The organism is Niabella aurantiaca DSM 17617 (assembly GCF_000374125.1).
In the GTDB taxonomy this organism is placed as follows: Bacteria; Bacteroidota; Bacteroidia; order Chitinophagales; family Chitinophagaceae; genus Niabella; species Niabella aurantiaca.
Map to the genome: position 1 here is coordinate 217994 of NZ_KB893644.1, position 11865 is coordinate 229858.

At 48.7% G+C, this 11865-nt stretch carries 14 protein-coding genes and 1 tRNA gene; 11 read left to right on the plus strand and 4 right to left on the minus strand.

The genetic code is table 11. The annotated features are described in order from the left end of the window. Positions 1-174: 174 nt before the first annotated feature. From B160_RS0120280 to B160_RS0120295, 4 genes are all read right to left on the minus strand, one after another. A complete protein-coding gene (locus B160_RS0120280; RefSeq protein WP_018629767.1) occupies positions 175-963 on the minus strand; it encodes a sulfite exporter TauE/SafE family protein in 789 nt (262 codons plus the stop codon). 204 nt (positions 964-1167) lie between these two features. Then, a tRNA-Ser gene (locus tag B160_RS0120285) sits at positions 1168-1254 on the minus strand. 48 nt (positions 1255-1302) lie between these two features. Next, positions 1303-2067, minus strand: coding sequence for a TatD family hydrolase (locus tag B160_RS0120290; protein ID WP_157558150.1), 765 nt, complete (start codon positions 2065-2067; stop codon positions 1303-1305). A 123-nt stretch (positions 2068-2190) separates the two neighbouring features. Further along, positions 2191-2847 carry a polysaccharide deacetylase family protein gene (locus tag B160_RS0120295; protein ID WP_018629769.1) on the minus strand — a complete coding sequence of 219 codons (657 nt, stop codon included), beginning with the start codon at positions 2845-2847 and terminating at the stop codon, positions 2191-2193. Between the two features lie 144 nt (positions 2848-2991). Here B160_RS0120295 and B160_RS0120300 point away from each other — a divergent pair, with 144 nt between their 5' ends. The 11 genes from B160_RS0120300 (at position 2992) to B160_RS0120350 (ending at position 11842) form a co-directional block, all read left to right on the plus strand. Continuing rightward, entirely contained in the window at positions 2992-3246 is a 255-nt protein-coding gene (locus B160_RS0120300; protein WP_245562251.1) for a hypothetical protein, read from the plus strand. A gap of 4 nt (positions 3247-3250) precedes the next feature. Further along, positions 3251-4171, plus strand: coding sequence for a PstS family phosphate ABC transporter substrate-binding protein (locus tag B160_RS0120305; RefSeq protein ID WP_018629771.1), 921 nt, complete (start codon positions 3251-3253; stop codon positions 4169-4171). A gap of 59 nt (positions 4172-4230) precedes the next feature. After that, positions 4231-6003, plus strand: a complete 1773-nt coding sequence (locus B160_RS0120310) for a tetratricopeptide repeat protein (RefSeq protein WP_018629772.1) — start codon at positions 4231-4233, stop codon at positions 6001-6003. A gap of 118 nt (positions 6004-6121) precedes the next feature. Further along, positions 6122-6514 (plus strand): NADH-quinone oxidoreductase subunit A, encoded by a 393-nt coding sequence (locus tag B160_RS0120315; protein ID WP_040680217.1) that lies wholly within the window; start codon positions 6122-6124, stop codon positions 6512-6514. 57 nt (positions 6515-6571) lie between these two features. Further along, positions 6572-7153: an NADH-quinone oxidoreductase subunit B gene (locus B160_RS0120320; protein ID WP_018629774.1), complete on the plus strand. Its 582-nt coding sequence runs from the start codon at positions 6572-6574 to the stop codon at positions 7151-7153. 98 nt (positions 7154-7251) lie between these two features. Next, on the plus strand, positions 7252-7755 hold the full coding sequence (locus tag B160_RS0120325; RefSeq protein ID WP_018629775.1) for an NADH-quinone oxidoreductase subunit C: 504 nt from the start codon (positions 7252-7254) through the stop codon (positions 7753-7755). Between the two features lie 79 nt (positions 7756-7834). Further along, positions 7835-9055 carry an NADH-quinone oxidoreductase subunit D gene (locus B160_RS0120330; protein WP_026309899.1) on the plus strand — a complete coding sequence of 407 codons (1221 nt, stop codon included), beginning with the start codon at positions 7835-7837 and terminating at the stop codon, positions 9053-9055. A gap of 28 nt (positions 9056-9083) precedes the next feature. Beyond that, entirely contained in the window at positions 9084-9581 is a 498-nt protein-coding gene (locus B160_RS0120335) for an NADH-quinone oxidoreductase subunit NuoE family protein (protein WP_026309900.1), read from the plus strand. 12 nt (positions 9582-9593) lie between these two features. Beyond that, positions 9594-10016, plus strand: a complete 423-nt coding sequence (locus B160_RS0120340) for a VOC family protein (RefSeq protein WP_018629778.1) — start codon at positions 9594-9596, stop codon at positions 10014-10016. A gap of 37 nt (positions 10017-10053) precedes the next feature. After that, on the plus strand, positions 10054-11418 hold the full coding sequence (gene nuoF / locus B160_RS0120345; RefSeq protein ID WP_018629779.1) for an NADH-quinone oxidoreductase subunit NuoF: 1365 nt from the start codon (positions 10054-10056) through the stop codon (positions 11416-11418). A gap of 46 nt (positions 11419-11464) precedes the next feature. Further along, positions 11465-11842: a GxxExxY protein gene (locus B160_RS0120350; RefSeq protein WP_018629780.1), complete on the plus strand. Its 378-nt coding sequence runs from the start codon at positions 11465-11467 to the stop codon at positions 11840-11842. Positions 11843-11865 lie beyond the last annotated feature (23 nt).

The window sequence follows — 11865 nt, forward strand, 5'->3', positions numbered from 1 at the left end:
ATACAAACAGGTTTTTATCGTTTCCCGGCTTCAGGTGACTGGAGAAAACACCAGCCGGAGTATTGGCAGCGTACCGTCCGGGGTGGCCCTTTCGCAGACGGTTCCGGTACATTTTTTTGGAAATTAAAGAGCAGCGCGTCTGCAGCCTCCCGCAGTAAAAATTGCAGGTGCCCGTCAGCGGCTAAAGAATAGCTCCTTGGCCAGTATAAAAATTCCCATCAGGAAAATGAAATAGCCGAACACAGGCTTTAGCTTGCGGGCATCGATCCTGCCCGACAGGTAAAGCCCCGCAAACATACCCCCGATAGCGGTGGCCGACACTGTGATCAGGATCCGTTTGTCAAAAACCACCTGGTTCACCAGGTCGCCGATAAACCCGCTAAGCGAGTTGATTGTAATGATCAGCAGCGAAGTGGCGATGGCGTACCGCATGCGCATACCGGCATGAAAGATCAGGACCGGTACGATCAAAAAGCCGCCCCCTGCACCCAAAAAGCCGGTAATGATCCCGATCACGATGCCCAGCAGCATCAGCCGGCCTACCGAGGCTTTTCCCGATTTTACCCGGTTTTGGGTTCTCCGGATCATCGAAAAAGAAGCGGCCATCATAAGAACGGAGAAAAGCACCATCATCAACATATGCTTGGTGATGGTAACGCCGCGGTCGAAAACGACCTCGGGCAGCGCCGGCAACAGGTACTTGCGGGAAAGCACCAGGCTGATGATGGACGGAACGGCAAAATAAAGTGCTTCCCGGATTCTGAGGTTCCCGAACCGGTAATGTTTCCTGACAGCTATGGCCGAGGTTATGCCTACAATAAATAAGGAGTGGGTAGTGGCATGCTCCGGTGTTAGCCCGAAAAAATAAACCAGTATGGGAATGGCCAAAATGGATCCCCCGCTGCCGATAAGCCCCAGGGAAACACCGATTAACAGTGAGCAGATATAGCCAATGATTTCCAATTGAACAGAGAAATTTTTGCAATATCGGAAGAATCGTCCGTTTGGAAAAGCAGCCTACCGGGAGAGTAGGATGGTTTTGCGTTTGAGGTCAGGTCGCGGTTCCACAGGTTGCCCATTGTCCAAAGGCTGCAGGACAGTGTAAGATTGTAGATAAAAACAAACGTTGCAAGATAAAAAAAGCGCATTGATCATCAATGCGCTTTGCGGAGACGGCGAGATTCGAACTCGCGATACAGTTTCCCGTATACACACTTTCCAGGCGTGCTCCTTCAACCACTCGGACACGTCTCCGGATCCCTGATAGACATCAGAAGGGCTGCAAAAATACGGGATCCGATGCTATAAAGCGAATAATTTTTTTGCATTTCCGGTGGTGATCCGGGCAATTTCTTCAGGGGCCGTTCCGGTGGCCTCGGCCAGCTTTTGTGCGATCAGCGGCAGATAGGCCGGTTCATTCCGTTTTCCACGGTTGGGAACGGGGGCAAGATAGGGCGCATCCGTTTCCAAAACAATATGCTCCAGCGGGATCTCTTTTAAAACCTGGTCCAGCCCCGCTTTTTTAAAGGTCAGCACCCCCCCGACGCCCAGGTAAAACCCTTCTTCAGTGATGGCCCTTGCCTGGGAAAGACTGCCTCCAAAGCAATGGAAAACGCCACGCAATCCCCGGGGAGTATGCTTTTTTATGATCTCCAGGCAGGCATCCGTAGATTCCCTGCTGTGGATCACAATGGGAAGCCGGTATTCAAGGGCCCATTCGATCTGCCGCTCAAATGCTGCTTCCTGTTGCGCCTTAAAGCTCAGGTCCCAGTAAAAATCGAGCCCCGTTTCTCCGATAGCAATGAAGGAACGCTGTTTTAAAAGCGCTTCGACCTGGTCCAGCTCTGTCTGAAAACCATCTTTTACCGAGCAGGGATGCAGCCCGATCATGCTAAGGCACCGGCCCGGGTAATCGGCCTCCAGTTGCAGCATGGTGGGGTGGGTTTCGCTGTCGATCGCCGGCATCAGGATAGCGGAAATCCCGGCATCCAGTGCCCTCCGGATCATAGCGGCCCTGTCCGGATCAAATTCCTTACTGTAAATATGGGAATGCGTATCAATCAGCATGATGGGGGTATGTGTTGTTAATTTGGCAATATTAATCAATATTTTTTTGACAAAGTGTTGAAAACAATCTACCTTCACCCCTAAGTTTTCATAGGGTACGGATTAAAAATCGGGCTTGGGTATTCACCCGGGCCCTGTTTGTGTATCTGGTCCGGCGGGCAACGCCTCGAATGTAAATCCCCGGGCAGAAAAATATTCCAGCACCCCCGGCAGTGCAAATGACATATTCTTGAACGCCTTTTCGCTGTCGTGAAAAACAACAATGGACCCGCTTCTGGTATGTTTCAGTACCTGTTCCAGGCATTCTTCAGGAGCCCGGTTTCGGTCAAAATCTCCGCTTAATACGTCCCACATAATGATCCGGAACGCCCTGCCTGTAACACCCTGCCGCAAAAGCCGCCCCTGTTTTTTCCCGATACGCCCGTATGGCGGGCGAAAAAGACAGGAATCAATATGGGATGCCGCCTGAAGCACATTGTTCAGGTAGGTCCGGGTATCAGTTTTCCACCCGTTAAGATGGTTATGTGTATGATTACCAATACTATGTCCTTCATCCTGCAGCGCCTGATAAAGGCTCTTTTCAGCGACGGCATTTTTTCCTACACAAAAAAAAGTGGCCCGGGCGTTCCAGGCTTTTAGCTGCTTCAATACAAATGGCGTCGCCGTGGGGTGCGGCCCGTCGTCAAATGTTAAGAAAATCTTTTTTTTAGAGACCGGCAGGTCCCATATGTAATGCGGATAAATCCTTTTTAACCACCAGGGGGTCTTTACAAAATACATACAATCAATAAAAATAACATTTAATTCAGACAGTGCCGGATTTTAACAGGGGTTTAGCCCTTTGCTGCAGCCCTGGTATTATGGAATTTTAAAATTTTGTATCTAATTAGAAAAATCAATAAATTGCCGCTCCTCATCAACGATATGACTGTAAAATCAAACGAAGAATATGAAAGGCAACGGAACAAACAGGTTGCCGGGATGCGATCGGTATTGGATTATGCAATGGGGGTGGTGATCATTTTTTTGGGGGTATTTTTAATTGTGCGGCAACAATTTGATCTGGCATTGAACAAACGGTTTCCTCCGGACACAATAGATATACTGCTGGGAGCGTTGTTTGTAATTTATGGTAGCTGGAGGATCTACCGGGGGTACAAAAAAAAATATTTTAAATAAAGAAATGAAAATGTTGCGCTTCGTGCTATGGGGCAGTGTGTTGGGGATCCTGTTCGGTTCGTGTACATCCGGGAATGAGCAGGTGCGTACATTTACGGATACACCCAAAAAAGGAGAGATCACGATCAGCGCCGATGAATCGTTCCGGCCGATCGTGGACGCATTGATCCAGGTATATGAGTCCAATAATGACAGCACGAAGATCCATGCGCAATACAAACCGGAATCGGAGTGCATGACCGACTTATTTAATGACAGCATCCGGATGGTGATCGCAACAATAAAGCTGTCGGAAGAGCAGGTGCGGTCGGTTGTAGACTCGCTGCATGTGGTGGTGAAACAACTGCCGGTAGCCCGGGATGCGGTTGCGGTGATCGTAAACCCGGCTTCGAGAGATACGCTGTTGACGATGGCGGAGATAAAAATGATCCTTACCGGAACTTATACCAAGCCGCTGGTTCCTGTTTTTGATGGGTTGTCCGCCACCAGCACGGTCCGCTTTCTGCTGGATAGTGTGTTAAAAGGGCAAAAGATCACGCCAAAGGCCATGGGAGCCAATACCAGTGACTCGGTGATCCATTATGTGGCCAATAATCCCCAGGCGGTGGGCTTTATTGGGGTAAGCTGGATCGGGAACAGGGACGACGCGGAACAGTTAAGCTTTTTAAAAAAGGTTAAAATTGTGCAAATAGAAAGCAGCGACAAACCCGGAAAATATGTCTTACCGGTGCAGGCAAACATCTATACCAAGCGTTATCCGATGACCCGGGACCTGGTTTATATTTTGAAGGAAGGGCATCGGGGATTGGGCACAGGGTTTGCAGATTTTATAGGAGGGGAGATCGGCCAGCTGATCTTTAAGCGGGCCTATTTGATGCCGGGCCGTAAGAACTTTATCATCCGGCCGGCGCAAACAAAAGAATAAAATTTAAAAAGGATTATATTTGAAAATCTATTATTTACTGGTAAAATAAAATTAGAAAAATGATCAACAAGAAAATCCGTCTTTTAGCACTTACAGTAATCCTGGGGGTAGCAGTCAATGCGCAGTCCATACAGGATGGTGTAAAAGCATTGTACTCGGGAAAAGTGCTGGGGGCAAAATCAATTTTTGAAAAGCAGGGTGATAAGCCAGAAGCTATCTACTGGCTGGTTCGTGCAGATATCGAAAATCAGGATAAAGCGGGAGCACAGCAGGTGCTGGACAAGGCGCTGGCTGCAAATCCCAATGACGAGTGGCTGCTGGTAGCAAAGGGTCAGTTGCAACTGATCAACGGAAAAGCGAACGAAGCAAAGCAAAGCTTTGAGGCTGCCCTGACCGCCAGCAAACGCCGGAAAGGAAACGATCCGGAGATCCTGAATGCCGTTGGTGCCGCCATCGCCAAAGAGTACAATAATATTGACAAGATCGGCGATATCAATTATGCCGTGCAGAAGCTGGAAGAGGCAAAGGCCGAAACCGAAAAGGCCAAGGATCATTGGTTCCGGGCCGATATCCTGACCAACCTGGGCGATGCCTATCGTAAGGCAAAACCCGGTGATGGTACGGCTGCGTTCAGCTCGTACAGGGACGCGGTAGATATAGAACCCAGTTTTGCAAAAGCCTACTTAAGAAACGCTTTGATCTTTAAGTCTCAACGGAACTATGAACTTTATCAGCAGAACATTGATAAAGCCATTGCAGCCAACCCGGCTTTTGTACCCGCCTACGAAAACCTGTATTGGTATAAAATGGGTACCGGGGATTTTAACGGAGCGAATGCGATCGCAGATAAGATCATCGCCAATTCAGATCCCAGCCCGTGGAATGACTATTACAAGGCGCAAACGTTTTATTTGAACAAGCAGTACGATCAGGCCATTGCTTCGGCAACCGGCATCCAGCAGAAAATGGGCGACCTGGCAAAGCCCAACCTTTATAAGCTGCTGGCCTGGGCCTATGTAGATAAAGGAGATGCTAAAGCGGCTTTACCATATATGGAAAAGTATTTTGCGAAAGTAGATAAGGAGGACATGGATCCGATGGACTACAACCTGAAGGCAACCGTTTATGCGGCTACCCCGGGTAAAGAAAATGAAGTGATGCAGGCCTACGAGGAAGGGCTGAAAGCAGATACCACCACTGCCGGCAGGATAAAAATGCTGCAGGAAGGTGCAAAGTTCTTTGCCGACAAGAAACAATATGCTTTACAGGGCGATCTGCTGAGCAAAATACTCGAGATCAAACCCAACCCTACCATCAACGACTTTTTTGACGCCGGTTACCGTGCCTACTACCAGGGGAAAGAATATGAAAAGTCCTGGAAGGTATTTGACGCTATGCGGACCAAATTCCCGGATGTGAACTATGGCTACCTCTGGGCCTTTAATAACAGCCGGATTTTCGATTCTGCAAATGCAAAGAACATCATGATACCGGATGCGGAAAAACTCGTTGCATTTTCCCTGAAGGATACGGCAAGAGATGCAAAGAGCAACGCATTTAGCGCTGCTGCTGTTCTGTTCCCTTATTTTGTAAATGAAAAAGGCGACAAGGAAACCGGGTTGAAATACCTGAATGTTGCTTTGCAAAATGCACCCAACGACGATGTGAAACAGCAGGTCCAGGGGCTGATTGAGCAGGTGAGCAAAATGGCGGCCAAACCGGCAGGTACCGAGGAATCAAATAACCAGGCCGGCGGAGCGGCAACCGGGGCCAAAGACACTACGAGCACGGCTCCCAAAAAGGACACTGCCAGCGGTGGGTCCCAGAAATAAGAACGAATCTTTTATCCATAAAAACAGCTCCGGAATTTTTCGGGGCTGTTTGCTTTTTAACCCTTAAAAAAAGGATTTGTTAAATGGTTACCTTATTTTTGCTTATTGCATAATCGAGATGGTAAATTTAGCTATACAGACGAATTTAGATACTTCAGGCTCCTACCTGCCCATTGGTTTACAACTCTTATTTGCGGCAGGAATGATCGTTACCCTGATGGGGGTTACCCATCTGCTGGGGCCCAAACGGAGAACCGCGGATAAACTGCAAAACTTTGCCAGCGGTATCGAATCGCACGGGGAGGCCCGGCAGCCGATCGCGATCAAATATTTCCTCACGGCCATTCTTTTTGTGTTATTTGATGTGGAGGTGATCTTTTTTTATCCCTATGCCGTGAATTTCAGGGAACTGGGTTGGAGCGGGTTTTATGCGGTGCTGTTGTTCGTAGCGTTTTTCCTGTGCGGGTTTATCTATATCATCCGGCGCGGCGCGTTGAAGTGGGAGGACTAAAAAATTTATAATTTCTGATTTGAGCCTCGATCTCAAATCTCAAATCTCAAATCTCAAATGAGACCAGTATCATATAATATTAAGAAAAAACCGCTGGAGGCAGATATCAGCATGGCAGAAATGCCGGAAGGGCACCAGGGGCAGGGTTTTTTTGCAACAACGCTGGACAATGTGATCGGGTTGGCGCGGAAGAACTCCTTATGGCCGCTTCCCTTTGCTACCTCCTGCTGTGGAATTGAATTTATGGCTACCATGGCCGCCACTTATGATATTGCCCGTTTTGGCAGCGAGCGGGTGGGGTTTTCTCCCCGCCAGTGCGACCTGCTGATGGTTATGGGCACCATTGCAAAAAAAATGGGACCGGTGGTAAAACAAGTGTACCTGCAAATGGCTGAACCCCGCTGGGTGATTGCCGTGGGCGCCTGCGCTAGCAGCGGTGGAATCTTTGATACATACAGTGTGCTGCAGGGAATAGACCAGGTAGTGCCGGTGGACGTTTATGTTCCCGGCTGCCCTCCCCGGCCGGAAGCCATTCTCGACGGATTGATGCGCATCCAGGACCTGGTGGGCAAAGAAAGCCTCAGAAGAAGGAATAGTGAGCAGTATAAAGCATTATTGGAAAGTTACGGGATACAATAGTATAATATATGGAGATCTTTAGTATGAAGTATTTAGACACACATATGCATCCGTCTGAATACTGAATACTGAATACTGAATACTGAAAGTCTTTTACAATGGCATTGAGCAACGAACAGATAAAAGAGAAGCTGGTTGAGAAATTTGGTGACCAGGTTATCGGTTTTGAAGAGCAGTACGGAATGCTGAGCTTCCAGTCCGCCAAAGAGCTCAATCTGAAGGTGCTGAATTTCCTGGTGGAGGAAGCAACGCTGCAATTCCGTTTCCTTACGGATCTCTGCGGAGTGCATTACCCCGACAACAAGGGACAGGAAATTGCAGTGGTGTATCACCTGCACAATATGAGGGAAAATGTGCGGATCCGGTATAAGGTATTTACGGATAGCGCACAGCCCGATGTATATACGGCAACCGGCCTTTTTGCCGGTGCCAACTGGATGGAACGGGAAACCTACGACTTTTACGGGGTAAACTTCGTTGGTCACCCCAACCTGAAGCGGATATTGAATGTAGAAGAAATGGACTATTTCCCGATGCGGAAAGAATATCCGCTGGAAGACCAGAGCCGTATCGACAAAGATGACGAGATGTTCGGAAGATAAATAAGTTTAATGGCTGACGTTTAAAGTTTGAGGACCCTGTTGACCGATCACTTTAAACGATCGTATTGCATATTTGATTATGAGCGACAATGTATTATTGCCGAGTGGCAGTATAGAGAAACAAACGACTACATTGAACCTGGGTCCCACGCATCCGGCTACCCACGGAGTTTTCCAGAATATTATCGAGCTGGATGGTGAAAAAATTGTTGCCGCTGACTCTACGGTAGGCTATATTCACAGGGCCTTTGAAAAGATCGCCGAACGGCGCCCCTTATACCAGATAACGCCACTGACCGATCGCCTGAACTACTGCTCGGCTCCGATCAATAATATAGGCTGGCATCTTACCTGCGAAAAATTGCTGAAGGTACAGGTGCCCAAGCGGGTAGATTACCTGCGGGTAATCATTATGGAGCTGGCGCGGATCACGGACCACCTCATCTGTAATTCCATCATGGGGGTCGACAGCGGAGCCTATACCGGTTTTTTATATGTGATGCAATACCGCGAGCTGGTGTACGAGATCTACGAAGAGATCTGCGGCTCCCGGCTCACCACGAATATCGGGCGCATTGGCGGCTTTGAGCGCGATTTTACAAATGCGGCCTTTGAAAAGACTGAACGCTTTTTGAAGGAATACCCGGCGGTATTAAAAGAATTTGAAGACCTGTTTACCCGCAACCGGATCTTTATGGAGCGAACAATAGGTGCAGGCCCTATCAGTGCCGAACGGGCATTGAATTACGGGTTTACCGGTCCCAACCTCCGGGCTGCGGGAGTGGACTATGACGTACGTGTGGTGGCTCCGTACAGCAGTTACGAGGAGTTCGATTTTGAGGTACCCATCGGTTCCACCGGGGATTCCTATGACCGCTTCCTGGTACGCAACGGTGAGATGTGGCAGAGTCTGCGGATTATTGAGCAGGCCATGCAAAAACTGAATGACCTGAAGGGAGAAGACGCCACCGTATATCACGCGGATGTACCGGAATATTACCTGCCGCCCAAAAAGGACGTATATACAAAAATGGAAGCGCTGATCTGGCATTTTAAGATCATTATGGGGGAGATCAATATGCCTCCGGGCGAAGTGTACCAGGCGGTGGAAGGTGCCAACGGCGAACTGGGCTTTTATTTCATCAGCGACGGGGGGCGGACTCCTTACCGCCTGCATTTCAGAAGGCCCTGTTTTATATACTACCAGGCGTATGCCGAAATGGTGAAGGGTGCGATGCTGAGTGATGCGATCGTGGTCATGTCGTCCATGAACCTGATCGCAGGGGAAATGGATGCGTAAACGGAATTTAATAATGGAGCAAAAGATAATGATACAGTTTTCTCAGGAACAATTAGATAAAGTGAACCAGATCATCGCCCGCTATCCGGAAGGAAAGCAAAAAAGTGCTTTGCTGCCGGTACTGCACCTGGCCCAGGAGGTCTTTGGCTGGCTGAGCACAGAAACGATGGACTATGTGGCCACACTTTTAAAAATAGAGCCGATAGAAGTGTATGAGGTTGCCACATTTTACACGATGTACAACCTGAGACCGGTCGGGAAATACGTATTTGAAGTATGCCAGACCGGTCCCTGCATGATCCAGGGAAGCGATGATATCATTGCATATATTGGTGAACAATTGAATATAAAACCCGGGGAAACCACGGAAGATGGTTTGTTTACGCTGAAAACCGCCGAGTGTCTCGGGGCCTGCGGGTATGCACCGATGATGCAGATGGGTAAATTTTACAAAGAGCATCTTACAAAAGAGAAAGTAGATGCCATTATTGCAGCATGCAGGAATGACGCATCCGTTAACAATTAAAAAGAAATAGCTATGCAGGCAATTACTCCTTACCTGAATTTTAACGGTGATGCTGCGGAGGCGCTGGATTTTTATGCAAAGGCCCTGGGCGGACAAATTGTGCACCAGCAAACCTTCGGTGACACACAGGCCGAATTTCCAAGCCCGGATTCACATAAGGATAAGATCATGCACGCCCTGTTCAACGCAGGCGAGCTGAATTTCATGGTGAGCGATTGCGCACCGGGAGCCGAGCCTGTAACCGCCGGATCCAATATAAGCCTGGCACTGAATTTTACCGATGAAGCATCCATTACCGGGGCATTTGAGGCCATAGCGGCAGGAGGAACCATAACTATGCCGCTCCAGGATACGTTTTGGGGGGCAAAATTCGGAATGGTAACGGATCGGTTCGGTATCAGCTGGATGTTCAACTACGATAAGCCCAAAAGTTAGTTGTTCCGCAGCTGATTTTTGGAAAAGGATAAAAACAATGAGCAGTAAAAAATTACTTTTAGAGAACGCACATATTGAAGGCATCCGCTATTACGATGTTTACCGTAAGAACGGAGGCTACCGTAGCGTGGAGAAGGCTTTGAAAATGTCGCCGGATGAGGTAGTGGAGGAAGTAAAGAAAAGCGGCCTCAGAGGCCGGGGCGGAGCGGGGTTTCCTGCAGGTATGAAATGGAGCTTTATTGCCAAACCCGAAGGCGTTCCCCGTCACCTGGTATGCAATGCGGATGAAAGTGAACCGGGTACGTTTAAGGATCGCTACCTCATGGAGTTCATTCCGCATCTGCTCATCGAGGGGCTGATCGTTTCCAGCTATGCACTGGGGTCAAACGTTACCTATATCTACATCCGGGGCGAATACGCCTGGATACCGGATATTCTGGAGCAGGCGATTGAGGAAGCAAAAGCAAACGGTTTTCTGGGAAAGAATATATTAAACTCCGGGTTCGATTGTGAGATCTATGTACAGCGGGGTGCGGGAGCTTATATCTGCGGAGAAGAAACCGCTTTGATCGAATCGCTGGAGGGCAAACGGGGCAACCCGCGCATCAAGCCGCCCTTCCCTGCGGTAAAAGGTGCCTGGGACCGCCCGACCGTGGTAAACAACGTAGAAACCCTGGCCGCTGTGGCGCCCATCATCAACATCGGTGGTGAGGAGTATGCAAAAATAGGCGTGGGACGGTCTACCGGAACAAAGCTGATCTCGGCCTGCGGCAATATCAACAAGCCCGGGGTTTATGAAATCGACATGACCATCTCCGTTGAGGAGTTTATTTACAGTGATGAGTGGTGTGGCGGTATCAAAAACGGCAAACGGTTGAAAGCCTGTATTCCGGGCGGATCTTCTGTTCCCATTTTACCGGCCAACCTGCTGCTGAAAACGGCGAAGGGTGAACCGCGGATGATGAACTATGAGAGCCTCGCTGATGGCGGTTTTGCAACCGGTACCATGATGGGTAGCGGTGGATTTATTGTGCTGGATGAAGATCAGTGCGTGGTGAAGCATACCTATACGCTGGCGCGCTTTTACCGTCATGAAAGCTGTGGACAGTGTTCACCCTGCCGGGAAGGTACCGGATGGATGGAAAAGCTGCTGCTGCGCCTGGACCAGGGGCAGGGCAAGATGAGCGATATAGACCTGTTGTGGGATATTCAGAGCAAGATCGAAGGAAATACGATCTGTCCTTTGGGTGATGCCGCCGCGTGGCCGGTTGCCGCGGCGATCCGGCATTTCCGCGATGAATTTGAATGGCATATCACCAATGCGGCAGAGGCGCAAACCCGTAATTTCGGATTGGCGCATTATGCCGATCCGTTGCCGGTATCGGAGCCTGTGGCGGTGTAAGGTCGTTTCTCGCAAAGCCGCAAAGTCAACGCAAAGAATAAAAGGTATGACGGAAAATGAATTAGCGAAGATTGCGGTTGATTGCTGTTTCAAAATTCACAGTCAATATGGACCGGGATTATTTGAAAGCGTTTACGAGGAGATCTTTTGCTATGAGTGGCAAAAAACGGGGATAGGGTTTAAAAGGCAGCAGGGAGTGCGATTGATACACAAGGGAATAGATATGGGAATTGGTTTTATCCCTGATGTAGTAATTGGGAATAAAGTAATTCTGGAATTTAAATCGATCGAGGCATTGGCAGATGTACATTATAAGCAGGTGCTAACATATCTAAAGTTAACAGATTTGAAGCTGGGGCTGCTAATCAACTTTAATGTACCGCTGATTAAAAATGGTATGCATCGTATTGTAAATAATTTATAAAATATTGGCGTCTTGGCGAGGTC